The sequence below is a fragment of the Microbulbifer maximicatervae (SeqCode) genome, assembly GCF_052467325.1.
Genome location: NZ_CP174310.1, coordinates 1,025,093 through 1,051,860, shown reverse-complemented (window position 1 = coordinate 1,051,860; position 26,768 = coordinate 1,025,093). Strand labels below are relative to the sequence as shown.

18 protein-coding genes are annotated in these 26,768 nt (G+C 47.9%); 13 read left to right on the top strand and 5 right to left on the bottom strand.

Annotated features, from left to right (window positions below; genetic code table 11):
• Nucleotides 1–63: 63 nt before the first annotated feature.
• The 4 genes from ACJJIE_RS05025 to ACJJIE_RS05010 all read right to left on the bottom strand — a co-directional run bounded on the left by ACJJIE_RS05025 (nt 64) and on the right by ACJJIE_RS05010 (nt 3,168).
• Nucleotides 64–954 (bottom strand): U32 family peptidase, encoded by an 891-nt coding sequence (locus ACJJIE_RS05025; RefSeq protein WP_444893771.1) that lies wholly within the window; start codon nt 952–954, stop codon nt 64–66.
• Between the two features lie 10 nt (nt 955–964).
• Nucleotides 965–1,960: a ubiquinone anaerobic biosynthesis protein UbiU gene (gene ubiU / locus ACJJIE_RS05020; RefSeq protein ID WP_282932661.1), complete on the bottom strand. Its 996-nt coding sequence runs from the start codon at nt 1,958–1,960 to the stop codon at nt 965–967.
• 9 nt (nt 1,961–1,969) lie between these two features.
• Entirely contained in the window at nt 1,970–2,458 is a 489-nt protein-coding gene (ubiT, locus tag ACJJIE_RS05015) for a ubiquinone anaerobic biosynthesis accessory factor UbiT (RefSeq protein ID WP_444893770.1), read from the bottom strand.
• Nucleotides 2,459–2,781: 323 nt separating this feature from the next.
• Entirely contained in the window at nt 2,782–3,168 is a 387-nt protein-coding gene (locus ACJJIE_RS05010; RefSeq protein WP_444893769.1) for a putative zinc-binding protein, read from the bottom strand.
• Between the two features lie 1,003 nt (nt 3,169–4,171).
• On the opposite strand from ACJJIE_RS05010, the gene ACJJIE_RS05005 reads away from it, so the two are divergent.
• From ACJJIE_RS05005 to ACJJIE_RS04960, 10 genes are all read left to right on the top strand, one after another.
• Nucleotides 4,172–5,491: an OprO/OprP family phosphate-selective porin gene (locus tag ACJJIE_RS05005; protein WP_444893768.1), complete on the top strand. Its 1,320-nt coding sequence runs from the start codon at nt 4,172–4,174 to the stop codon at nt 5,489–5,491.
• A gap of 478 nt (nt 5,492–5,969) precedes the next feature.
• Nucleotides 5,970–7,220, top strand: a complete 1,251-nt coding sequence (locus tag ACJJIE_RS05000) for an efflux RND transporter periplasmic adaptor subunit (RefSeq protein ID WP_444893767.1) — start codon at nt 5,970–5,972, stop codon at nt 7,218–7,220.
• 20 nt (nt 7,221–7,240) lie between these two features.
• A complete protein-coding gene (locus ACJJIE_RS04995; protein ID WP_444893766.1) occupies nt 7,241–7,957 on the top strand; it encodes an ABC transporter ATP-binding protein in 717 nt (238 codons plus the stop codon).
• A complete protein-coding gene (locus ACJJIE_RS04990) occupies nt 7,954–10,389 on the top strand; it encodes an ABC transporter permease (RefSeq protein WP_444893765.1) in 2,436 nt (811 codons plus the stop codon). Before ACJJIE_RS04995 ends, ACJJIE_RS04990 begins: the two co-directional genes overlap by 4 nt.
• Before the next feature lie 88 nt (nt 10,390–10,477).
• The gene (locus ACJJIE_RS04985) at nt 10,478–11,377 is read left to right on the top strand and encodes an alpha/beta fold hydrolase (protein WP_444893764.1); all 900 of its coding nucleotides are present in this window, start codon (nt 10,478–10,480) and stop codon (nt 11,375–11,377) included.
• A gap of 51 nt (nt 11,378–11,428) precedes the next feature.
• Nucleotides 11,429–11,704, top strand: a complete 276-nt coding sequence (locus tag ACJJIE_RS04980; RefSeq protein WP_444893763.1) for a TehB family protein — start codon at nt 11,429–11,431, stop codon at nt 11,702–11,704.
• Between the two features lie 204 nt (nt 11,705–11,908).
• Nucleotides 11,909–12,364 (top strand): nuclear transport factor 2 family protein, encoded by a 456-nt coding sequence (locus ACJJIE_RS04975; RefSeq protein WP_444893762.1) that lies wholly within the window; start codon nt 11,909–11,911, stop codon nt 12,362–12,364.
• Nucleotides 12,365–12,747: 383 nt separating this feature from the next.
• The gene (locus ACJJIE_RS04970; protein WP_444893761.1) at nt 12,748–14,775 is read left to right on the top strand and encodes an LVIVD repeat-containing protein; all 2,028 of its coding nucleotides are present in this window, start codon (nt 12,748–12,750) and stop codon (nt 14,773–14,775) included.
• A 679-nt stretch (nt 14,776–15,454) separates the two neighbouring features.
• A complete protein-coding gene (locus ACJJIE_RS04965) occupies nt 15,455–15,961 on the top strand; it encodes an arsinothricin resistance N-acetyltransferase ArsN1 family B (RefSeq protein WP_444893760.1) in 507 nt (168 codons plus the stop codon).
• Between the two features lie 848 nt (nt 15,962–16,809).
• Nucleotides 16,810–17,127: a heavy metal-binding domain-containing protein gene (locus tag ACJJIE_RS04960; protein ID WP_282932649.1), complete on the top strand. Its 318-nt coding sequence runs from the start codon at nt 16,810–16,812 to the stop codon at nt 17,125–17,127.
• Between the two features lie 81 nt (nt 17,128–17,208).
• Here the strand turns inward: ACJJIE_RS04960 and ACJJIE_RS04955 are convergent, their stop codons facing one another.
• Nucleotides 17,209–18,270 (bottom strand): FAD-dependent oxidoreductase, encoded by a 1,062-nt coding sequence (locus tag ACJJIE_RS04955; RefSeq protein ID WP_444893759.1) that lies wholly within the window; start codon nt 18,268–18,270, stop codon nt 17,209–17,211.
• Nucleotides 18,271–18,581: 311 nt separating this feature from the next.
• On the opposite strand from ACJJIE_RS04955, the gene ACJJIE_RS04950 reads away from it, so the two are divergent.
• The 3 genes from ACJJIE_RS04950 to pbpC all read left to right on the top strand — a co-directional run bounded on the left by ACJJIE_RS04950 (nt 18,582) and on the right by pbpC (nt 26,518).
• Nucleotides 18,582–18,740, top strand: coding sequence for a hypothetical protein (locus ACJJIE_RS04950; RefSeq protein WP_282932647.1), 159 nt, complete (start codon nt 18,582–18,584; stop codon nt 18,738–18,740).
• 297 nt (nt 18,741–19,037) lie between these two features.
• On the top strand, nt 19,038–24,155 hold the full coding sequence (locus tag ACJJIE_RS04945; protein ID WP_444893758.1) for an alpha-2-macroglobulin family protein: 5,118 nt from the start codon (nt 19,038–19,040) through the stop codon (nt 24,153–24,155).
• Nucleotides 24,152–26,518, top strand: a complete 2,367-nt coding sequence (gene pbpC / locus ACJJIE_RS04940) for a penicillin-binding protein 1C (protein ID WP_444893757.1) — start codon at nt 24,152–24,154, stop codon at nt 26,516–26,518. The genes ACJJIE_RS04945 and pbpC overlap by 4 nt, the downstream gene beginning before the upstream one ends.
• Nucleotides 26,519–26,768 lie beyond the last annotated feature (250 nt).

The window sequence follows — 26,768 nt, the reverse complement described above, 5'->3', positions numbered from 1 at the left end:
GAATAAAGAGTCAGGAGATTGGCTCTATTGTGGAATCCCCCAGTTATTAGAGCCTGTGCTCAATTACATAACCGCATCATTATCACTGCGGGCAATCAGCTCAAGTCCGGGGCGATCACACCAGTAGCCATCCACCCCCGGTGGCAAGAGTAGTGGGAGCAATTCACCGTGCCGGGCACGATCGAAAGCTTCAATAACCTGGAGCGTTCGTTGCCATTGTGGAGACAGGCGCAGGATATCAATCTCCATTTCACACAGTTGTGGGTAGTGTGGCAGTAAATTGACTACTTCCCCGGATAGCGTCTGAATCCCATTTATCACGAATAAATCTTCTCCCTCCTGAGATGCCAACGGCAACCCATTGGGATACTCCATGCAACGGTAATCGCAATTATCTTTTGCCAGCCCGTGGTGGCGGGCAGTAAAGCAGCGCGCCGAATAAGCCAGTGGCATATGGCCATGGGCAAACAGCTCAATTTCTGGTTTATTGGTGCAAACTTCAAGCACCGCTCTCAATTGCTGCGCCCCCATTTCTACCGGCACCGTCCAGCGTATCATGCCTATTGACATTAGGCGTTCTACGACTTTGTGATTATAAATATTGACGGCAGGACCACAGGTAAACGGCAGCCGGGCTTCCGATAAAAGCTGTACTGCCGACATATCATTAGCTTCAACCAACCACTGACCATTGTCACAGATTTTCCGTACCCAGTTGAGATCCGCATTGGATTCCAGCAATGTCAGTGTAGACAGGACTATTTGCTTGTCCGAAGCCTCCGCCAACATCCGGGCCAGATCCAACCAGTCCGCCGCTCGCAACTCATGTCTCTTACCACACACCACTTCTCCCAAATAAATAATATCCAGCGGTGCCGAAAGAATTTCTTCATAGAAAAAATTAATATCGGTACGCCGCCAATAATATTGCGCAGGTCCCAGAGCTAGCCGCATCTTTTGTCCTCTACTGCCAGGGGCGATCATAAGCGCCCAGAGTCGTTTGCTTGCCTTCAGAATTTTTTGCCAATGTATCCCGCCAGCGATCCCTCACAGAGAAATCATCACCAAGCTGTAACACCGCATCAATCGCCTCACGCCAAGTGCGCACTATTTGCGATACATAGGCAGGACTCCGCTGTCTGCCTTCTAGCTTAATAGCCTTTATACCCGCCAACCTCAGCTCCGGCAGCAGAGCCATACTATTCAAGCTTGTCGGCTCCTCAAGCGCGTGCTGACGCTTTTCGTCAACGATAAACCGGCCCTTACACAAGGTTGGGTAGCCAGCATTTTCACCCTCGGTAAACCGGTCGATCAGCACTCCATTCAGCCTGGTTTCCAGTCCGTTCGCTACATTCCTCCATTCCACCGCCTTGGCCGGCGAACAAACGCCGTTCTTATTAGGCGACTCTCCAGTTACGTAGGAACTTAGATGACAGCGCCCCTCAGCCATAATACAAAGGCTACCGAAACCAAAAACTTCCAACTCCACTGGGCTGGCAACTGCCAACTGCTCTACTTGTTTAAGTGACAGTACCCGGGGTAGAACCGCACGGCGGACACCAAATTGCTGCCGGTAGAATTCCAATGCGGGTCCACTGGTAGCAGATGCCTGCACCGATAGATGGAGAGCCAAATGCGGATACTTTTTCTGCGCATATTCCATAAGACCGATATCTGCCAAAATCACGGCATCAGCACTGAGCCCTGCCGCCCTATCTACCGCTGCCTGCCAGCGCGAAAAAGTATCTGGCTTTGCGTAGGTATTAATAGCCACATATAACTTTCTACCTCGGCTGCGAATTCGCTCCAAGGCACGCAACGCACTCTTGTCGTTAAAATTTAGTCCGCCAAAGTTCCGTGCATTGGTTTCATCGCTAAAACCGATATAAACCGCATCTGCACCATTATCGACTGCGGCCTCCAGTGCTGGCAGGCTCCCGGCCGGGCATACAAGTTCCATAGTTGCTCCCTAATTAATTCGGGTAACCATTGCTAATTCAGCAGCAATAATATCCAGCCAGCGCAGGGTCCACTGCGGTATGCGGCTTCGATCGAGTGCATCAAGCCGGTTCTTTACTGTCAGACCAATTTCGGTCTGTCCACCGAGGCATAGCCTACGTTGGAAAAAAAGCGTATCCGGGTCCTCACGACCGCTGGCAATTGCCAGGAAATCGGCAATATCAGCTGAGATAGTAGAGTCAGCCACGGCGTGAGCTGGCGCGCGTACAAAGAGTGTGTCGCGCTTACTTACCCTAAGACAAACTCCCATATCCCTAACGGTAACTTCCAGCACCTGACCATCTAGAAAGTCGAAGAGTCCATCGTTTAACTCCTCTGAAAGCCTCGTATTTAGCAATTTGATAAATGCGATCTCACCCGGCCAGCTGGGTAACAACGGCATTACTCTGCAGCTGAGTCGATAGCCCATATGTGAAATTGATTTTCTAATCGCCAGCATTTTCCCTCCATATCCGATAAAACAGCTACAACTTAGCTCCAGCTTTATCATTTGCCCTGAAGCCTGCTATGCATCATTGTGGAAAACGTTACTCCCTTTGACCTTCTTCAACAGGAGTATTCAATGTTTAGTGATTTTCGCAGGAAGCCCCCCTCAGGGTAAGAACCAAATACTTCCAAAGATGAGTAGTCGACATCCATTGTTTGTAAAACATCAAGCTAAAGGAATGGACCCCTATATTTTAAGAATTACCTTGATCATGGCGGCCATACGGCAAAGGATCACTATTGGCAGATGGCCGTTAAATTCAGCGGATAAGTGGGTCACGGTTCTGTCATCATAGACAGCTGGGGAATCACCACGGAATTCCAGATACGCTCTATTTCCTCTTCACACGGGTCCGCATGCATTTTTTTTCGGACCCCCTCCTTGGAGAGGTCTATGTGTGCTTCAGGTTCAACCCCCTGGCGCCTTAAGCAGTTGATGGCACAGTGCAAAGGACAGCCATCCAGAACAATTTTCTTACGCCCTGATTTTGCAGTTTTAACCAATGCATTTACATCTCCTCCAACCCCAGCCACACAGGACATCTCTGCCTGCGCATTCCGGTCTAGCTTCACAGCTAAAGTATTTGCTAACTGTGCGGCACTGGAACACCCGGAGCATGCATAGACCAAAGGCAACTCCCGGTAACCTGATTTACTAGTCACTATCGATTTACCCCATGTAAATTTGTTCCGGGTATCTATCACTGGATTCGCGACATTTTTGATCAGCGGACATATTCTTCAGCAGAATGCGCTTCGAGCAATTCATTAACCGAACCACTATGAAACAGAAGACAAGAATTTATGCACCCCAGACGCGCTGAGAATACGTCTCTATAAACGCATAATCGGTATCCATGCCTCACACGGCCGCAGGCGCAGTAAACTCTCCCCTCAATTTCTAGCAAAAACCTCCTGAATAAATCAGAGGTATCTCTGCATACCCTAAACTCTATAGGAGTGGCTCCACGAGAATAACCACACACTACAAAATAAATAATTTGCCACCCGGAGCATTTAAATACAGTTAAATTGTGATACACCCGGATAATATATAAAATCAATAAAAAAGTGACACCTGCCCATTATAGGTAGGCATAGTGCATTTACCCCCAAATAGGTAGAGAGATTTGCGGGCAACAATAGCTCTATTTAACTAGAATCAAATTCTGACAGGGACTTCCAAGATAAATAGAAGATAAGGGGTCAGCCTCTTTTTTTAGAAAATTCTTTATTGGCATTGCCAAATCAGCCTCTACCACGGAGATACAACTAGCTTAACCAGTTTATCTAAAGCTCTCTAGATTGAGTGTCAATCCAATCAATTTGTACGCGCCCCTCCCAACTCCCTACCTGCTCAGGACAAGATATAACTCGCACCATTATTTCGGACACTGCCGGAAATAACATGACTATAAGATAAAGAACCAATCAAACCACACCTATGAAAACCAAATAAATGCTCGATCAAGTGTGACCTATAAGCAACCTCGCGAAAATTTAAGGTATCTAGAAATCGAAATACGCTTACCACTTTTCAATATCTAGATCTACTTGTCGGGGTATAGATCAACAACTTACTTTAAGGTTTACGTACCCGTTACTGACTACTACACTGCTGCGACACATATCTATTAATAATGGCAACCATTACAGAGAGCGTGACATGAAACGCTATGGCCTGCACCTTGCTTTGGCCTGCTTGTACTTCTCCAGCCCCTCTATCGCGGATATAGCCGAAACAAAAGGGGGATTAAAAATCACCTCTGATGATGGCAATTTCTATGGTGAACTCGGCGGAATTATCTTCTTTGATGGATATATTTTTGACAAAGATGACTCTTTTTACTCCGAGTTAGACGAAGATTATTTTGTTTTTCGAGATATAGACGAGCCTGTAAACACCACTGACTTTCGCGCTGTACGCTTGATAATGAGAGGAAAACTATGGAAGTGGGAATACAAACTAGAACGTGATTTCTCCATTGCCGGCACTGGCGGACTTTTAGATGTTTATATGAATACTGAAGTCTTTAATGGAAAATTCATCACAGGGAATTATAAGCCAAGTAGATCTCTTGGTGAGCTAATCGGACAAAATGACATCCTGATGATGGAGCGTCCCTTTGCTTCAGACGGCATTTACTTTGGTCGCGTCAGGCAACAGGGGCTTGGTTGGCATACTTATTGGTGTTGCCATACATTCGGCATTGATGTGTTTAATCTGCGCAATCCAGGTAACCCACGGAACTCAGGTATCGGTACTGCAGCAAGGTTCACATGGGCCCCGATCAACGATCAGATAAGCACCCTTCACCTGGGTGCATCAGTGAGCTACGAAAACCCCAATAGATTCACCCTTCCACGCACAGCTTTTGTTGAATATTCTGGACGCCGTGGCCTTGGTCAGCTAATTGCACTAAGCCCTGGCGGAGATGACCTTTTCTTTGGGGAGTTTGGTGATGACGAATTTTACCTTGGCAGCCCTGAAGGTAACGTCCACTTCACAGGGCTAGAATTAGCTGGCACCTATGGGCCATTTTATTTTCAGTCAGAATATGCTTTTGGAAAATTTACTGGGGATTATTTTCTCTCTGAGCTAACCTTCGAAGAATTTTTTGGAGCTCCACCAGACTTTTTCTGCGATCCTTTCTTCGGATGCTTCATAGGCGATCAGGACGTTCGCACTTGGTATATTACTGGCAGCTGGGCTGTTACCGGAGAACGAAAGCCCTACAATGAAAAAAGAGGCACCTTTAAGTCTATAAAGCCTATCCCCCCGGCAGGTGCTCTTGAGTTAACCGCTCGATATCAGTCTATAGAAAATAGGGATATTCCAGACATGAAGGCTAGCAATTTCGTATTTGGATTTAATTACTATTTCAACCCCAGAGTGCGTGTAATGTTAAATATAACTTTAGGGAACAATAGATTTTTAAGTGACGACACAAATCAATTTGCTGTGCGTATTCATGGATTTTGGTAACTAAAGTACTCACTGCAATATAGTCATCCAATATGGCACTCCACTACAAATTCTAGACACCAAATACAAATCATTCAATGTAGAGAGACTGAGATTTCCAGATTATTCAACAGTCTTGCTCTTTAATGCTCACTGAACAATATATTACCAGTAGAGTCAACTATTAGGCTTACGTCATTCACACCATCTATATTTCCACGCCATTCATCGCAAGTAACTAGCTCTATCATCTATTTTACTGCACTTTCATTCCTTATAAGGTTCAGCAGAAAGTTGATCGTTGATATTTGAGTATGGATAAATAAAACATGTTCAGCTTAGCAAGTTACAAGCACCGAGATCCGGAAATCCTCAAAACTCCAGTAGATATCCCCTAAATCTCAATATGTTTGATTTTCCATATTTTACAGAATCAGGCAGAAAATCTTCACAATAAGAAAATTGCATAACGTTTACTTAACTCAGGAAATGCCTCAAAATGGATATAATTAAAACCAAGAAACGCCCCCTGATTAAGCACCCTTTAATGCTGGGTGGTGCTGCTCTTGCTTTTGTGGCATTTACCAGCACCCTCTTGTTACTTCCTGACAGCGCCTACAAGGTTGAGCGGGAACAGCTAATGTTGGGCACCGTCCAACGGGGAGACCTACAAGTTGTGGTAGATGGTTATGGTAGGCTGCGTTCAGACAAGCAGACGTTAATTACCGCTCTAACCGCAGCGAATGTTGAAAAAATCATGTTGCGTCCCGGTGCAGAAGTACAAAGTGATAGCATCATTATGCAGCTGAGCAACCCAGAATTAATGCGCGACCTGGATGCAGCCGAAACCTCCCTGGAGCAAGAGGAAGCTAATCTGCGCCGGCTTGTTCTGAACAACCAGCGCGATGTTCTCGCGGAGGAAGCCATACTCGCGGAACTGAACTCCAATTACCAAGTGATCAAGTTGCGTCGCGAAGCTGAGGACGAGCTGGTAAAAAGTGGAGTGGTTTCCCAGCTCACCTACCAAACCACCGTCTTACGCCAGGAACAGATGAAAAAACGTGTGGACCTGCAAAAACAGCGTATCAACCACCTTCGCAAAGTCGCCGTCGAATCAGAGCTAATCCAGCGCGAGCAAATCAACCAAGCCCAAACCCAACTGCAAAGTATCCAGCAACGAACAGACCGACTGACAGTACGCGCCGGACTAGACGGCATACTACAACGGCTGCCAGTAGAGCTGGGGCAAGGTGTCGCCCCCGGCCAGGAGCTAGCGCTGATCGGCAGCGAGACAGATCTACTCGCCCTGGTTCAAGTACCACAATCCAAAGCAGAGCAACTGGAGGTTGGCCAGCCCGCTGAAATTGATACCCGCAGGGAAAAAGTCAAGGGCGTGGTAACCCGTATTACCCCCGAAGTTAGGGACGGCAATATTGAAGTGGAAATTGCTTTTAGCGCAGGCGCGCCAGAGTCTGCCAGGCCACAACTCAACGTCGATGCCCGGATCTTCACTGCCACTATGAAAGATACGCTGTTCGTTGAGAGACCTATCAATGTGCAGAGGCACAGTGAAACCAACCTCTTCCTGATTAACGAAAACGGGGAGGAAGCGGCACTCCAGCCCATCAGCTTCGGCGAAGAGTCAGGTCGATATATCCAGATCACCCAAGGCCTCAATGAAGCGGACCGCATCATCCTCTCGGATATGGTCAATTTTAATGAAGCTGAGCATATCCAGATTGTTGACTAAAGCGAGAAAGGGAGTTCGCTATGTCCAAGCCAATCCTCCATATGGCCGGGATCACTAAGGTGTTCAGCACCGAAGAAATGGAAACTCACGCCCTGCGGGGCGTTGACCTGAGTATTTACTCGGGGGAATTCGTTTCTATCTGCGGCCCCTCGGGTTGCGGTAAATCCACACTTCTCTCGATTCTCGGCCTGCTGGACCTCCCCACCAGCGGCAGCTATCAGATTGAAGGCATTGAAGTCGCTCAATTGTCGCTGAGTGAGGCGGCGACTATTCGCAACGAGAAAGTAGGCTTTATCTTCCAGTCCTTTAACCTGATTGACGAACTCTCTGTCTACGACAATATCGCCTTGCCCCTGCGATACCGCCGCAATCCCATTCCCAAGTCTGAAGCCGACAAAAAAGTGAAACATTGCCTGGAGAAGGTAGGGATGAGTCACAGGGCCTCTCACAAACCTAACCAGTTGTCCGGTGGCCAACAGCAGCGAATCGCCATAGCCCGGGCGCTAGTTGGCAATCCATCCCTGCTGCTGGTGGACGAACCCACCGGCAATTTGGATTCCCACAATGGCGATGCGGTAATGGAAATGCTGCGGCAGCTCAACAATGATGGGACCAGCCTGTGCATGGTGACCCATGACCCTCGTTATGCAGACATGGCCAGCCGCCAATTGCATCTGCTGGATGGAAAAATCTCAACGCCGCAGCCCATACTAGAGCCCCATGAGATGGCCCTATGATCACCACAAAGGACCTGTCCATTGCCCTCCAGTCCCTCAATCGGGCGCGGAGCTACGCCACCACTATTATTCTGACCCTGGGTATCACCCTCGGCACCCTGGTAACGCTATTTAATCTCAACTACCAACTGCTAGCCGCGCCCCTCCCCTACCCGGACGAAGATCGGCTGTATGTCGTGAATGGTAATCTCTACCAGAACAAGCAGCTGCGGCTGGAAAACAACAGCCAATACCCCGCCCTGGTTGAAATCTATAAGAACGATAGCTTCTTCGAGTCCAGCGCCCTGGTGTACTTCTGGGAAGATGTGATTCGCAATTTATCCGGATCACCACGGATTAACGTTTCCTATGTCTCTCCAGAATATCTCCAGCTGGCTGGAGCACCCCTGGCCCTGGGCAGACAATTCAATACCGATGAAGGGCTCGACAGCCGGGTTCCCGTGGCGGTTATCAGCTATCAAACCTGGGAGCAGATGTTCCGGCGCAACCCAAATGTCTTGGAGCAAAGCCTGCAATTTGGGGAGGTTGACTTTCGTATTGTCGGCGTCACTGCCAAAGACTTCATTGAACCCCAGATCTATAAACAGGGCCGACAAACGGCGGTCTGGCTGCCCTGGGACTTTAACGATACGCAAGTAGAGCGCAGAAATAATTGGAGAGGCTTCCTGCCTTTCCGCATGCTCACAGGAAAGTTGAAGCCGGGCATTGACCCCACCAACGCAGGGCATGAATTGAGCACATTAATGGATGCCGAGTATCAAGCTGCCCTAGCGGGAAGATCCTCTTCGGTAGAAAGGTCCGTTGAATACCGACTCACCCCCTTCGCCAATAAAATACTTGGCGACAGTGCCACGCGAACTCTAATGGTAATGGGCGGTACACTGGTGCTTCTGTTAATTGCCTGCGCCAATGTTACCAACCTGATTCTTTCTCGCGCAGCCAAACAACAACGCAATATGGCGATACAGGTTGCGTTGGGCGCACACAAAAAACATATCTTTTTAGCCCTGCTGTATGAAATCGGCCTACTTATGTTAGGGGCTGCATTACTTTCTCTACTTTTAGCCCTGGGATCGACGGAAGTATTAAAGGTGCTGGCTACGGAACAAATTCCTCGCATTCAAGAGCTCACCTTAAACTGGCAGACACTGGTTTTTGCACTGTTGTGTGCCTTACTGCTCGCCCTGTTCTTCTCAGCCATAGTCAGTCGCCAGGTTAATTACCGCGCACTGAATCAAATGCTGCAGAGCAGCGGCAAAGGTTCCGGCGTACAAATTTCACCACTGATCCGCAAAGTCCTCATCAGCAGCCAAGTAGCGATGACCAGTTTGCTTATCGTCGCCAGCTTGCAGATTTTCCTGCAAGCTAACCGACTGATTAACCAGCCCTTTGGCTTCCCCCTGGACAACGTTCAAGTGATGACTCTAAATATCGGCAATCTTAGGAGTGCCCCCACTGCCGAACGGGAGAGTTATCTGAAGGCCATCAGGCAAAGATTGCTGGAGCACCCTAAAGTACAAAATGCCAGCCTGAGCCTAAACACTCCTATCTCCATCAGCCGGCCACTCTGGACCACATCCCTGAGTCATGATGCCAGCCGACAAAACCCGGTGATGGCCAAGACCACAGTGGTCGACGAAAACTACCTTTCCATTTTGCGTATGCCTTTGATAGCTGGCCGCCATATCAATGCGGCTGAGTTTTCCGATAACAATCGCATGATGCTCGTCAACGAAACCCTGGCCCAGCAACTGGAGCCGGATGGAGAAGTATTAGGCAATCGCTACTACTGGCGAGGTGACTTGCCCTACCAAGTGGTCGGTGTAGTACGCAACGCAAACCTGCCCGGCAAAAAGGAACCCGCCCGCTTATTTGTGCGCGGTATCAACGTGAGCTATCCCCTACTCGTACTCAGGTATAAGCCTCACCAACCGCTCAGCACCACAGAGATTAATCGGGAGTTTGCCGAAGTAAACAGGCAGTACAAAGTTTCTGAGCTATTCACCCTGGAGCAGGCGCGAGACCTACTCCTAAGCAATGACCGGGTCTCAGTTTGGGTAACCACCGCCCTGACATTACTGGCACTTAGCCTCGCTGCCATCGGTATCTTTGGAGTGCTCAGTTACAGCGTACAACTACGGCGTACTGAGCTTGGCGTGCGCATGGCAATCGGCGCCCGCCCAGCGACGATTTTCTATCACACCCTGATCGATAGCCTGATTCCCGTCGTTATCGGTATCGCTGTAGCGACTTTGGTCCTAGTCCCTCTGGCGCTTTGGCTTGAGCAAAGCGAGTTCAGTATTGAAACCAGCCTATGGGGCTGGCTGCTACCACCATTGCTTATTATCGGCCTAACCGCCTCGGTGACCCTGCTTTCAGTATGGAAGATAATCAACAAGCCCGCGATTTACGCATTGCAAGGAACAGGATAATTACTTTCCACCTGTAGCCGCTGCTTGAGGTTGCGCGCTCATCGTGCAATCTTTACAGCAAATACAACAATAAGAAATGGAACAGCCAATGCAGCCTCAGCAGTGGTTATCAAACGGAAAGATTTTTGATTATCAAAACCACCAACTCTTCTATGTCGATAGCAACCCAAGCTGCCGACATAAACCAGTGCTGCTTTTGATTCACGGTTTTCCAACCAGTAGTTATGACTGGCAAAAGGTATGGGCCCAACTGAAAGCGCACTATCGCTGTATTGCTATGGATATGCTGGGATTCGGTTACTCAGACAAACCCAAGCAGCATAACTACAGTATCCACGGGCAAGCTGATTTACATGAAGCTCTTCTGCAACATTTAAACATCAACAAGGTCCACCTGCTGGCCCATGACTATGGGGATACCGTTGCCCAGGAGTTACTCGCCAGAGCCAATAGCGGTGGTGCCACGAGGTATGCCTCAGCATGCCTGCTAAACGGAGGTCTATTTCCAGAAACTCATCAAGCGCGTTTCGTACAAAAACTGCTGCTCTCTCCCGCAGGCTTCCTGATCAATAAACTGATGAATTACCGGCAGTTTTGCCGCAGCTTCAGTGCCATTTTCGGACCAGAGACACAACCCTCTGACAGAGAGTTGCGAGACTTGTGGCAAATTCTCCAATATAAGAATGGCAACCGGCTCCTCTATAAACTAATCAGCTATATGCGCGACAGGCGCCAACATCGTCAGCGCTGGGTCGACGCCCTAAAGCAATACCCCGGCCCCCTGCTACTAATCAATGGCTCACTGGACCCAGTTTCAGGGAAGCATATGGTGGATCGATTTCGGCAACTGATAGATCGGCCAGCGGATATTGTTGAGCTGGGAACGATTGGGCATTATCCGCAGTGGGAGGCACCTACTCTTCTAGTCTCGACCTATCTAAAGTTTATTGAGGCCTATTCAAACAAAGAGACCCAGGTCAGCCTGTAAACGAAGCCTGGACTGCCAAAACCCACTTAAATTGATAAAAGGCCAGTATCAATGAAAGAATTACCAGGATGTATAGCTCCATATAAGAAAACCCCTGAATTCACTGAGGAGAATATCCCCCCAGGACTACTGAAAGATCACACTACCAAGGAGGGCGTATGGGGGAAGATAATAATCCTCGCTGGGTCACTGGAATATACGATTCAAGAGCCCGAGGTGGAGATTGTTGAGCTAAGTCCAGAAAGATCTGGCGTAGTAGAGCCAACTGTAAAGCACCATATTAAGCCGCTGGGGGCAGTAAAATTTTATGTTGAATTCTATCGATAAAGAAAGATTAAAGTGACTGACATAAATCGCCACACCAAGCTGTAGTGATTCTTTTTCAAATTTCCGAACACAGATAGAGGCGGCAAATAACTCAAACCTAAAATTTAATAGGAAACCAACTTTACTCATAAATAGTCTGAATATTTCAAACCAACACCTCCCGAATAAAGAAGACATAAACCAAAAGAACTCAAGGATATACCTATGCTTCGAATAATACTTTTTACCCTATCCACCCTACTCGCTAGCGCTGTAAATGCCGACTCATCTAATGATAAAAAAAACATAGAAAGGGCTGTACTCGACTATATTGAATCACAACATCAAGTTAAGCCCGACTTAATGAGTAGAGGTTTAGACAAAAAACTAGCGAAAAGGACCTACTGGAAAGCCAAGGATGGCTCAGAGTTTATAATGGAGACAGATTATGAAACTATGCTTTGGGTAGCTGAGAACTACAACAAGGATGGTAATAAATTTCCTCCGACCCCAAGACTTGATATAGATATTCTCGATATCGACAGTCGAGCTGCATCGGTAAAATTATCTGTAGATGAATGGATTGACTATATGCATTTATATAAAAATGACAAGGATGAATGGAAAATTATCAATGTGCTCTGGCAGTACCATGACAAAAAAAGACATATCAGCAAATAATATACTTAAGAGACATAATCTAGAAAGACCCAGGTAATGCTCAGATTTTTAAATATCTTAACAATAGCTTTCACCATTTAGACAACAAACAATTGGTACAAAGTTTACACTTAAAGCTTAATTGGTACGAAGATTTAAACTGCAATTTAAACACCAACTGGGACATAAACAGATGATATCCTTCGTGATTGCCTGACACCCAGGTTACAGTTGAAACCCAGGAAGGCTTACGGGTGTTTTTATCCGCCTACTCTCCAGCCAATAACTGGCTAAACCCGGTATGACTCTGATATAAAGCCGTCAGATTAGACGCTTCAATTTGGTAGTTGTAGGCCGAGAAACAATCATTTTCTTTTAATTGGAATTAAAGGTCGGGGATAGATATGGACATCAGATATATCAATCATCTCTTTCTAATTGTTGTACTAGTACTGCTCGCCAGTTGTGGTGGTGGTGGCTCTGGATCGGGCACGGATAACGACTCAACGACAGAATCATCTACACCTACACCGGATCCAGAACCCGACCCAGATCCCGAGCCCGAGCCCGAGCCAGCTCCCGAGCAGGCATTGGAATTAGTGAACCACTGGGGACACGGTGCCTGCCTAGATTTCACTATGAGAAATGATATTGTGTATTGCGCAGCAAAAGGGGCAGGAACAGAAATATATCGTATAGAGCTTGGTAAATTTGTCCCTATCGGCAATCTCGACACCGCCCAAACCAGCAAGAATTCTCCTGAAACAAGTGATATAAAGTTAGTTGATAACAAATTGTATGTGGGCAGTCGTGGAAACTGGATAACAATTTATGATGTAACTATACCTGATACTCCAACTTTATTAGGTGAGTTTTCGGGTTCAGACTACGCGGGCGTTAACGATATTGAAGTGATAGGGAACTACGCCTACGTTTTCTTGACTTACGGAAAAATTGCAGTTTTTGATATCCATAACCCTGAACAAATTAGTGAAGTAGGCCAGGTCGGCCTTTACAACGAAGACAGCACTTACAGTGAGATGGGATATATGGCAATAAACGGAGATGTCATGTATGTCACAGACTACAATAATTTCTATATTATCGATATCACTGATTTGGCTAACCCCCAGATTATAACCAAGCGAATAATTAATAGTGCCGGTGCGTTAGGTGCCGCAGCATTTTATCTGGATGTCGACAGGCTCTATTCAGTGGGCACTTCTGGATTGGATGTTTACGACATCTCAGATGCATTTAACCCTATTAAGCTCAAGACTATTGGAGGTACCTATGGAGATGCGGTAACAACACACGATGGACTCCTATTTTATTCCTCATACTATCACCCCCTTTCCATATACAGCATTTCCGACGACAGTTATCTCGGTGGACAGTCTGTCAACGTGGAACTTGGACAGGTCTATACCATAGGCGTGATTGATGGAAGCCTTTATATTTCAAGTACTACGGGGCTATGGGAATTGGTCGACTACGACGAGACCACCATAAAGCTGGAATCTGTCCTTGATAGCCAAGGAAATGCAAATAAACTCCTAGTGTACGATGAATATATATTCTTATTAAATTATGCTGGCCCAATTAGGGTTCTCGATCAGAACTTGCAGTTGATAAACGCTATCGATGGTCAATTTAGGAATATGGCCATCTCAGAAAAGGGATTGTTGTACGCAGCAAACGGGCCAACATTTACGAATTTCGTACAAGCTTTTGATATTACTGATATTGATAAAATTGCTCAACTGAGTGAAGTTGATCTTAACGACTACCTCGATCCAATTGGATATGGCTGGGCAGAAAGTATCGTTGTTGAAAATGATATGGTTTTTATCTTCGCCAGTGTCTGGGGGGCAGACGATCAAGTACTCTCATTTACTGACGATAAAACTCTTCCGTTTTCAGATGGAAAATCTGTGTCACTTGAATTTGACGCTTATGCAATGGTTGCCGATGATAATAATTTATATTTTACAGGGTCTGGTAGCTGGATAAAGAGATTAGATCTGACCACCTGGCCATACGATATAGAATTCTCTGAATTTTCTGCATACACAACACAGGTAACTGATATCAATTTTGCCAATGGGAAGATGTATGTTAGCTCTTATCAGGACATTGAGATTTACGGTAAATCTGAGATTAACGAACCTGTTTTCGAGTTCACATATCATTCGCCTAATATTAACGACTATTCGAATGAGATTAATGGTGCAACAGATTTTCTGGGCAACTTGATCTACATTTCTCAGAACAGCCAACTCTGTTTACTGGCTGCACCATTGACGGAGGATTCCGAAGCTACTTGCGCAGATCCTGTCGCAGGTTTCACAGCTGACTTACTGGTTGTCGACGACCATATATATGTGACAGGAGGCACAGATGGCCGAATTTATAAGTATAACTACCACTGACTACATTGATCATTGCCAGGATCGTAACGGAACCTCTGCACAATTCCGTAATATCCCTGCGGGTCTTGGACGCTACCGATGCTAGCTACAGCTCATCGCAGCCTTAGTCCTTCCCAAGGACTAAGGCCTTCAAGGCCCGCTCTACGGAGCTCTCAGAGACTCCCTGATTACTATGTAAATTTTCTGGCATGAACTGGTTATAAAGGTTAGTTTTCAGGCACATTTACCCTTATCTGCCAAATCTGAAAATGTGGGTATTCTGATACGTATAAATCTGCTGCTACCTACAGACAAGCTGCGTTGATATTGATTGGGGTCGTAATATTTGGCTCTATACCCTAAGGAAACCTGTGACCTCAAGTGATTACTCCTTAATCAGCATTAACTGTCTAGCTATAAAATATTGTGGATGGTCTTGCTTTTGCCGGCAGCAGTACCTAGCCAATTCGGAAGTAGTGCATAAGTACTCTCACCTTCAATAACACAGGGCGGGCTCTTCAGCTAAATAAACCGGAAGCTAAAAATAAATTTTCCAGTTCTCACTAATGAAAAATCACTAGCTAGTAAGAATCACTAAATAGCAATCTAGATTTTTATTGCAGCCAATAGCCGACTAGAAGATACCTATTGGCTTTTAGATGGCCATCCACTACCCTCCATTATAGAAAGGAGGATAGATATGATTCGAGCAGTTAAACACTCTAACTCTTCAGAAATCGCTAAAATCTACAATTACTATGTAAAAAACACCTATATTACTTTTGAAGCTGAACCGGTTTCCACTGAAAATATCGTCAACCGAATCGAGGAATGCGCAAAAAACAAGCTTCCCTGGCTTGTTGCCGAAGGCGAAGACCGCGTACTCGGCTATTGCTATGCCAGTAAATGGAAAGGGCGCTGTGCATACCAGTACTCCGTAGAGGCTACCGTATATTTGGATATGAACTATGCCTCAAAAGGCTGGGGTTCAAAGCTCTATGCAGAACTGTTTAAACAGTTAAGCGAACTCAATGTCCACGCAGTAATCTGCGGTATAGCTCTACCAAATACTGGCAGTGTAGCACTTCATGAGAAGTTTGGAATGGAAAAGGTTGCTCATTTTAAAGAGGTGGGTCGAAAATTTAACCAATGGATAGATGTCGGTTATTGGCAATGCTTACTCCCATTAAAAATGGTTAAAGCATGAAACAAGAATTTCATACCCGGAGTGCATTTGTAATACATATTACTGCGCACCCACGTTAACTCTAACAGGACTTTTTACCTTAAAATGGTACCAAAATTTCTCAAAGATCATAATTGCACACTTTTACGCCGCAAGGACTATTGCATCGAGTAATCGAGACTTCATTTCATTACCGGAAAACCAACAATGCCGGCTACGAGTTCAATTCTCATAATTGCTTCAGCTGGCTGAGTAAGGGTCTACTAAAGGGCTCAATAAAATAACGGGCTCAGTTTTCGACCATTAGCTAACCCAAGATGAGGCTATTTCAGAGCTGGATGAAACAAACCCAGCATCACATCAAGGATACAAAGATAGCTAGTTTCACATAAGCAATGACCTCTCCGCATCAATGTTACTTGGTGAAATCCAAAGGTCGAAAACGAAAAATTGCAACTTAGCCTTTACCTCTGCAAAGGCGCGCAATAACTACCTGACGCCCTAACCTTACAATATTGGTGATAAATGGCGATTCCGCCTGACCTTTCCTAACTTACAGCTTATCTATATTCAGGGAAGCGGTTTTACCCATCATATTTACACTCAAAACAAGGGTGGAAAAATTACTACCGAGAAAGCCGCAGCAATAACTGGGCTGCATTTAATTTAGCTTATACTCCATCAAAAATAACCGGGCTATATGACCACTACACTTTTCATCACGAAATTCCAACCCATTAAATGCGACATCAAAACTAAAAACGAACATTCGATTATCACCAAACAATCGAATATACTCGCGTAACAGATCGAGATAAGATTACTAATAGTGCAAAATAGAAGAGTATTTCTAATTCAGGGGGAGCAAAATGATTTTTTCAACTACGGAAACAGTGCCAGGAAGAGAGATATCGGAGATATTGGATATCGTTACGGGTAACGTTGTTCAGTCAAAACATATTGGCCGTGATTTAATGGCTGGCATCAAAAGCATTGTCGGAGGAGAAATCCGAGGCTACACAGAGATGTTAACCGAAGCGAGAAACAAAGCTTTTCAAAGATTGAGTGACAGTGCCCGGCAAAAAGGCGCTGATGCCGTAGTAGGCATTCGTTTTACTACAAGCGCAATTATGGATGGCTCCTCAGAAATTCTTGTTTTTGGTACGGCTGTAAAACTAAAAAGATAGATTGAAATATCCCTAAAGTTTGACACGCATGCTCGCAGACAACTGGCTCAACCTACAAATGATTACAAATTTATTTGACCCCTAAAGCTCCACCGCAAACTGCCCCAGTTTTCTCCGCACTGCAGGAATAGAACTGGCGGCAGCGATTAACGCTCGAAATTCAAATCTTGCTTTCAGGGATTGTCCAGTGATCATTTTCCGGCCACGCTCAGTAACCTCAATAACCTTTTTATCTTCTTGATGGCGCAAATCAGAGTAGCCTAGGAGCTGCTCCTCAGTGATCCGTTTTGCCAATTCGGCTGCATCAGCTATCCCAAGGTTCATACCACGACCTCCAACCGGAGAGTGGCAATGGGCAGCATCTCCAGCTAGATGTATCCTACCCTTTGAGTAAGTTTCCGCTTGCCGAATTGAGATTTTAAAGGTTCCCTCCCGCCGAACCCTCTTAACATCCACCGCCATCGGAAATGCTTTAATTGCATTATCACAGCTAGCTACCAGACGGTGTCGGCCTTCTCCCAATGGCACTGCAACAGCGACCACGCCAGATTCCATTTTGACCAAGGTAAACTTTCTTTTAGGAGGCCAATCCCCCGTATCAACATCCGCGATTGACCACACTTCTTCCAAGTCAAATCCAGGATAACTGATACCTGCAGCTTCACGAACAGTACTGCGAATACCATCCGCTCCTACGACCAGGTCAAATCGCTCCTCTTCACCATTATCAAAAAAAGCCACTACCCCGCTCTTTTCCTCGGTAAGGGTTTTGAGTTCTTTCCTATATTCAACTTCGACTCCCATACCAAATAAAACCTGAGCCATGAGAGCTTCAGTTCTGTCTTGAGGAAGTCCAAGAATGGCGGGGAAATAAGTCCGATCGGAATGAAGGGGAAACTCTAGCGCTAAATGCGTATTTAGGTAAATGCATGCGCTCTGAACCGCGATCCCCTCAGCAATCAACTTTTCAGAAACGCCAGAGTGTGAAAGCAACTCAAGGCTGCGAGAAGTAACTCCCACCGCTCGACTAAGAGTTGAAGCGCTATCCCGGCGGTCCACAATTCTTGGCAATAGCCCTCGCCGAGCAAGCTCGACCGCTGCTGTAAGGCCCGTGGGCCCAGCCCCAACAATCAGTACTTTCACAAGCTACCTCATATAACCCCACCTAACATTAAGATAGTACACATGAAAGAGTAAAAGTGACTATAAGGTCTGAGACTCTTAATAAAAACCCAGGCCGCTACCTATGACTTCTTTATAGCAATACTAGTCCCGCTTTGTGAGGACGTAATTAAAAAGGCATGGCCATTACAAACTCTATCTGCCTTTAGCTTTTTGTTCCACAGTTCTATGCTTGGGTATTATTTATGTTGGGTTTAAGTCTGGTATTCAGTATAGTCTTTGAAGTAGAACAAGCTTAGGCTAGAACTGAGGCATAACAAAGGAATATCAAAGTGAAAAGAATTGCCACCGCACTGCTATTTTTATTTGCGGCGATTGCCTGCTACGCTTTCGGAGTCCCTGTGGGAGGAGTAATCTTCCTTGCTCTTGGCATTATCTTTGAAGGAATCTTCTGGATTAAGCTATTTAAACGTAAAAAGAAGCCAACATAGGTGTAGTGATACAACGTTATTTCGGCTAGATTCAATTGAACTAGTGATTATCGAATAAACTACACGCCTCAACCTGGTACCATAGAACAGAAAAGACACTTACTCTCTAAGCCACCTAATTGCCACCCCTTTATTCCATAAATTTATTTTCCAGCCATCAATAATCCCCGCCTCACTATTGATACACACTTGCATCAGAAGTAGATACCGAGCACGGAAACCTTGGAGGAAACTTGAGACATATTTAAAGACGGACTAAATTGTGCGTCGCTAAATGGATTCTATAAGGAAATACCCATGTCCCTTCACCGCTCACCACGCTGGATTGCGGTCATTCTTCTTTGTCTTATAGCTATGGCTTGCTCACAAGAAAAGTCAGAGAAGAAACTCGCTGACACCCCCAAGCTTGCGGAAGGCGGGAGCGTTGAAGAGGGTAACAACCAGGCACAAGCTCTCAGCCCCACTGAGAAAGTGCATAAAAAAGAAGCGGCCTCTTCTAGTGAAATAAGCTCGAAAGCTGATGAAGCTCAGCGCACTTCTGAAAGTAATTCAACTGAGCTGACAGAGAATGATGCTACCCCTGCACAAGTCACAGCCAGTACTCAAATCTCCGGGGATCACTTTCTAAAGGTCCTTCATGTTGGGGAGCGGACGTTTAAAGATGCACGGGCCATCGCTGTTATCTTTTCTGAACCTTTACTGGGCAATGCCCATTTTGGCTCCTACTTGAATCTATCCCGTGACGATGGCGAGCGTGTAGATGGTGGTTGGGTTCTCTCCGATAACCAGAAAATTCTCTATTTTCCTCATATTGAACCAGATACTCGCTATAAACTCACCGTGCTCCCGGGTCTGCCCGGCGAAAACGGCTTGGAGTTACAGGAAGAGAAACAGGAGAAGATTCGCACCCGACGGATTGAGCCCAGTATCAGCTTTGCCAGCAATGGAAGTATTTTTCCCGCGACGGTAACTCCCGGCCTACCTGTTACTGTAGTCAGTGTTGAGGCTGCACAGATTCACTTCCATAGAGTGAAACCTGAGCATTATTCCGAGTTCTTCAGGCTGATCAAAAGCCAGTCACTTAAATACTACTATCGCTTAAAGTCCCTCAATCAAGTGGCCGATTTTGTCTATAGTGCCCAGTTCGATCTCACCAAGGAGAAATACGTCCAGCGAGATTTCGACCTCTCTATTGGACATATAAAGCCCCTGCAGCAACCAGGAATCTATGTCGCGGTTATGCAGCCGGCAGGCGTGTATGACACTAATCTCTATGACGTCACCCACTTCTCCATCTCCAACTTAGGCCTTCATGCGCGGTATTATCCAAACAGTGTTGACCTCTATGTTTCATCTCTGGATGAAGGGCAGGCTCTTAAGGGTATTGAGGTTGAGCTGCTCAACAACAAAGGGGAGTTAATCCAGCAATACACAACCGAACAAGACGGCCAGGTGCGCTTTGCTCTGACGCAGGAACAGGAAGACTCACAGCGCTTCTTCATCGCAAGAGATCCTGATACCGGTCACTTCTCCATACTCGACCTGCGTGAACCTGCATTGGACCTTTCGGATTTTCAGTTGGGCCAGCGCCCTTCAAGGCCGATGGAGTTTTTCATGTATGGCCCGCGAGATCTGTATCGCCCCAATGAATCGATCCAGGTGAGCGGGCTGCTGCGCAATTATGATGGTCGCTATATCAAAGACCTGCCGATCAAGGCAGAACTCATAAAGCCGGATAATACCAGCGCGCGCGCATTCACATGGCACGCCAGCGCGCCCGGATACTACGAAAATCTTATCCCACTTCCACAAAATGCACCTACCGGTGATTGGCGCTTGGAGGTTGAGCTAGCCGATGGGCGCAAAGTGAATTATCCATTTAAGGTAGAAGAATTCCTGCCAGAGCGAATGAATCTGGTTTTGCAAGATGGTGAAGAGCGCAGTCTGGTAGAGGGCCACAAAGAATCTTTCGAACTTCAGGTACAAGGTAGCTATCTCTATGGTGCGCCAGCGGCAAAGAACCGCCTGGAAACTCTGGTGCAAATTAGCCACTATCGCGAACCCTTCCCCCAGTGGAAAGGGTTCTTATTTGGGAACACTAATGAGTCTTTGCCCACGCGACAGTTTCATGCCCCAACGATTGAGCTCAATGAGGAAGGGTTGAGCAATCTGACCTTGCGCTCCCGTTGGAAACAAGCAAAGAGCCCTCTGAAAGTCAACTTGGTTTCCAGCCTGTTCGAATCCGGCGGCCGCCCGGTAACTCGCCAACATCCAGTCCTGGTATGGCCCACACACCCGGTGGTAGGTATTCGCCCAAATTTTGGAGAGGAAAACCCATCGGCCAACAGCAGGCCTGAATTTGAAATAATGGTTGCCGACGCACAGGGCGAGCCTGTTATCGGGCGGGATCTCAAAGCGGTGTTAATTTCCGAAGACCGCCAGTACTTTTGGGAGTACTCTGCAAATCGGGGCTGGCACTATGAATACTCAAGTGCTGAATTTGAAACTTTCAGTCGCCAGCTCCAATTCACCGAAGAGCAGCCACTGAAGCTCACAGTCCCAGTGGAACATGGCCACTACCGCTTAGAAGTCACTGATACCAATACGGGGGCAACCAGCAGCTTACGCTTCCACGCCGGCCGGGACTGGTATTACTGGTGGCGTAAGGATCAAGTAGCCAAAGGCCAGGCTGCGCGTCCGGATACCGTGGCCCTGTCACTGGATAAACCTAGGTACTCTTCTGGAGATCTGGCGCAACTCACCATAGTACCGCCCGCTGACGGAGAGGCGTTGGTGTTGGTGGAAAGCGACCAACTATTGTGGTCCAAACGACTACCTGTAGAAAAGTCGGGCACCAATATCAAAATCCCAATCTCTCCTGAGTGGGATCGCCACGACACCTATATTTCTGTTACTGCTCTGCGCCCTGCGGACAAGAATGAGCGTATCGCCCCCAATCGCGCTTTTGGTCTCGCCCACTTGCCCCTGGATCGTGATCCTCGGCGTCTGCCCATTTCACTAGAAGCGCCCACGAATGCCCTGCCCGGCTCGGAAATTGAAGTTACCATTTCTGCCGACGAAAATTCTATTGAACAAAACGGAAGCAAAGCCTGGGCCACCCTGGCCGCCGTCGATGTCGGCGTACTCAATATCACCCGCTTCAAAACCCCGGATCCCTTCGAGGCCTTTTTTGGCCAGCGCCGTTACGGTGTGGATGTAAGGGATATCTATCATCGCATTATTGAATCCAACAGTGGCAAACTGGTGGAGCAACGTTTTGGCGGCGATGCGGAACTGGCCCGAGGCGGCGACGAGCCCAACTCCGATGTTCAAATAGTATCTTTATTCTCAGGACCCGTTGAATTTGATACTCAGGGCCAAGCAAAGGTCGCGCTACAACTACCGGAGTTTAACGGACGGCTGCGCCTGATGGCGGTTTCTTTCAGCAAAGACCGATTCGGTAGCACCGACGGAGAAGTAACAGTCGCCTCACCGGTTGTCACCCAAGCCGCCTTGCCTCGCTTTATGGCCCCCGGTGATAGCAGTACACTGGCCCTTGACCTCAATAACTTAAGTGGCCGCTCCCAGAAACTCACTGTAAATATGCAATCAGTGGGCGCGGTAGATTTGGAAATGGGTGAGCGGATGCTGGAACTGGCGGATGGTGAACGCAAAACTTTGCGCTTCCCAATCACCGCCAAGGATGCCACCGGAGATGCGGAGTTCAAACTGGTCGTGCAGGGTGCCGTCGATAAAGATGGAAATGATATCGATATCGAACAGCAGTGGCGCCTGGGCGTGCGCCCCGCTTGGCCGGCAACCACACGCAACCAACGCAGACTCCTGTCCCAGGGAGAGAGCTTCAGTGCCGATAGCAGCTTCCTGGATTCTCTAATGCCTGGAACTGTTCAAACCCTGGTATCCCTGGACAGCCGACCGCAACTGCAGTTACAGGATCACCTATCCAACCTGCTGCAATACCCCTACGGCTGCCTGGAACAAACCTCCAGCCGGACCTTCCCACTAGTCATGGCAACGCCGCAGCGACAGCAAAAACTGGGCCTTGAACCTCTGGATGAGAATGAGCGGGCCGAACGTATCGACGCAGGTATTGAACGCATTTTCAGTATGCAAAAAGGGAACGGCAGCTTTGGCCTATGGAGTTCCGAGTCTTCCGAAAGCCAGTGGCTAACCGCCTATGTAGTCGATCTTCTATTGCGGGCCCGGGACCAGGGAATCGTATTTGACGATAACCGCCTGGAATCCGCACTCAAGCGCCTGCAGGACTATGCCCGTGAGCGCGGTGCTTTCTATCAGCAACGCTATAGCTATAGTCCCGATTTCTATGCTTATGCCTCAAGAGCTTACGCTGCCTATGTGCTCTCACGAGTACAGAAAGTGTCTCTCGGGCAACTGCGTACCCTTTATGAAAGCGGCTCTAGCCTGACCCAATCTCCCTTGCCAAATCTGCATATGGCAATCGCTTTGCACACCATGGGCGATGCCACCCTGGCCCAGGAGGCCCTGCAAAAAGCGCTTAAAATCGAGCGCAAACGCCGCAGCTACTATGGCGATTATGGATCAGGCCTACGGGATACGGCCCAAATGATCTCCCTACTCCTAGAGCACAATTTCGCAGGTGATAAAACGGAATCCCTGGTGTTCGAACTGGCAGATCTTCTCCACGGCCGCCAATATCTCAGCACCCAGGAGCGCAATAGTGTGTTTATGGCTGGAGCACAGTTGCAACTCAATAGCAGTGCAAACTGGTCTGCGACTATAGCCAGTATTGATGGCTTGCGCGAGCTCAATAGCGATAACCCGCACAGCGCATTATTCCGTGGGCGCGAAGCCGCCAGCGCACTTGAGGTAACTGCACAGATAGAAAAGCTCTATGCAGCAATCACTATCAATGGTTACAGCAAGAAGTCACCTGAGGCGGAGATGGATAAAGGTGTCAGAATTAAACGCAGCTACCACAATTTGGATGGCACGGAAGTCATTCCCAATCAGGTTCGTGAGGGCGAGCTTTACCTGGTGCGCTTGCAAATTGACGCGGACCAGCGCCTACCCGACCTACTTGCCGTGGACCTATTGCCCGCAGGTTTTGAGCTGGAGAATCAAAACCTGGCCGATAGTGTCAAAGTGGATGAACTCGAGTTCGATGGCAAAAGTATTGCCCAGTGGCAGGACACCCAGGACAATATCCAACACACTGAATATCGCGATGACCGCTTTGTGGCGGCACTGGATCAGCTGAGATACAAAACCACCAATCTCTTCTATATCGCCCGCGCAGTAACCCCCGGCAACTATCAGGTGCCCCCACCCTACGTAGAGGATATGTACAAACCGGAACGCTTCGCTATCGGTGAAAATCCCCTAACGCAATTGCGGGTAATCGGTAAACAGTGAAGCTGTTGGCCACTATCCGGAGAGCCTGGCAAAGCAGCAGTCGCAGAGTTCGCGCACTGCTGCTTGCGCCCGCCTCCCTCACAGCGGTACTGCTACTGCTCGACTTTGTTTTCCCTCCACCTCTTCCCGAAACTCAAGATTTTGCACGGGTCGTTGCAGATCGTTACGGCAAACCACTACGCTTCTTTGCCGACAGTCGCGGAGTTTGGAGATACCCAATATCTCGGGAAAATGTATCACCGCGCTTTATCGAAGCTCTTCTCACCTACGAAGACCGACACTTTTATCGGCACCCTGGAATAAATCCGCTAGCCCTATTGCGAGCTTCAGTCCAATACCTTCGCAATGGACGAGTCGTTTCCGGCGGTTCCACTCTCACCATGCAGGTAGCGCGACTACTGGACCCACACCGCAAAACTCTGCCGGGCAAAACCAAGCAGATATTGCGTGCATTGCAATTGGAGTGGCACTTCAGCAAGAATGAAATTCTCGATCTGTACCTGAGCCTCGCACCTTACGGCGGCAATATTGAAGGCGTGGAAGCAGCCAGCCGTCTATACCTGCGTAAATCAGCCTCCGACCTTACCCATGCGGAAGCTGCACTGCTAGCTGTACTGCCTCAGGCTCCGAGCCGCCTGCGACCAGATCGGCATCCTCTAAAGGCACAAAAAGCCCGGGACAAAGTTCTGGATAGACTGCAGTCATTTACCGTCTGGAGCGCAGAGGATGTTGAGCGCGCTCAACTTGAGCAGGTCTATGCGGAACGCTTGGAATTCCCACAAAACGCCCCACACCTAGCTCGCAGACTGGTAAATACCATCAGCGATCAAGAAGTTATTCGCACCACAATCGACGGCAACATCCAGCGCGGATTGGAAGATTTTCTGCGCGATCATATGGATAGCTATCCAGCCAAAACATCTGCAGCTGTTGTAGTTTTGGAGAATTCCGATTTATCCGTGCGCGCCTACGTGGGAGCTTCTCATTTTGGTAACGGGCGCCGCTATGGCTATGTGGATATGGCCAGGGCTGTACGCTCACCGGGCTCTACGCTCAAGCCCTTTTTGTACGGACTTGCCATTGATGAGGACCTGATCCACAGCGCCTCCCTGCTCAGCGATGCGCCCCGCATCTACGGCGATTACCGCCCTGAAAATTTCCATCGAGGCTTCGCCGGCCCTGTCACCGCCACTGCCGCCCTTCAGAAATCTCTCAATGTCCCTGCTGTTCAGCTACTGGAACATTACGGCCCCGGTCGATTGGCCGCAGCCCTGGAGAATGCCGGACTAGCACTAGAGTTTCCCAGTGGTGGTAGACCCAACTTGGCCATGATTTTGGGGGGCGTAGGTGCTCGTCTTGACCAGCTGACAGGTATTTATGCCGCACTGGCACGGGGAGGCCAGACTGCAGCTCCCCGCTATTTACCCGAGGAGCCCGTACGTGAAAGGCATCTGATGTCTTCTGAAGCGGCTTGGATTACATTTGAAATCCTCGCTTCCAATCGCGGAGGTTCCCGCCGTTGGCGCAATCTGGTGCGACAAAACAAGGCAGATATCGCCTGGAAGACAGGCACCAGCTACGGCTACCGGGATGCCTGGGCGATTGGCGTAACTCCCGGCTACACCGTCGGCATTTGGGTAGGCCGACCGGATGGCACTCCCCTACCCGGTTACTATGGCTCCATTAGTGCCACACCTCTGTTGAATGCAGTTATCGCCGCATTACCAGACAACAAACAACAGCACCTGAAAAAGCCAGACTCAGTAACTCAAGAGACTATTTGTTGGCCGCTTGGGGGCCAGAAGACGCTCACACAAACCAGCCACTGCCATCTGCAACACAACGCCTGGTTAATCCAAGGGCGCACACCCAGAACACTATCGCCGCAAGGTGAGCCTCTGCGGGCAGCACAAACCTTTAGTTTCTTTGCAAACCGGCAAGGTATGCGGGTAAAGCCCAGTTGTATGGATTCTACTACTGAAAGGCATAGCCTAGCCCTTTGGCCAAAAGAACTGGAATCCTGGCTACCCGCAAACCAAACCCGGGCCCAGCAAATTCCTCCGACGGCTCCCGAGTGTTACACCCCGACTGCAACAACAGGAACTCCACTAAAAATTATCGGAGCTGGAGACGGTAACCAGTATCGACCTACCGGCAAAAATGCCCCACTTCCGCGTTTGACTCTGAGCGCGATTGGCGGACAGGGAAAGCGCTATTGGTTCCTAAACGGTGAACCCAAGGGCGAAACCCTCGGAAACGAAAATCTGGCACTACTTCCGGGCAGTGGTAAGCACCAAATTGCTGTACTGGATGTTAGCGGGAATGTCGATCGGATTGTGATTTTTGTAGGAAGCGACAACTGATTTTCATAAAGCAGAAGACTGCCATGTCGTTTCTCTCACTGAACATATCCCTTAGTGTCACCCTATCGGCAATCGAGTGTCAGCATTGGCGTGAAACATCGTAGTTCGGGTTTAATTTTAGTAACTCCGCAACTTACCCAAAATAGGGAAGACGCGAATGCACAGCACACCTTAAACGCAGTATATCTTTCCGTCTTCTCCAGCAGTATCACTTACACGCTTCTACTTTCCCCAGATTAAAACCTCCCCG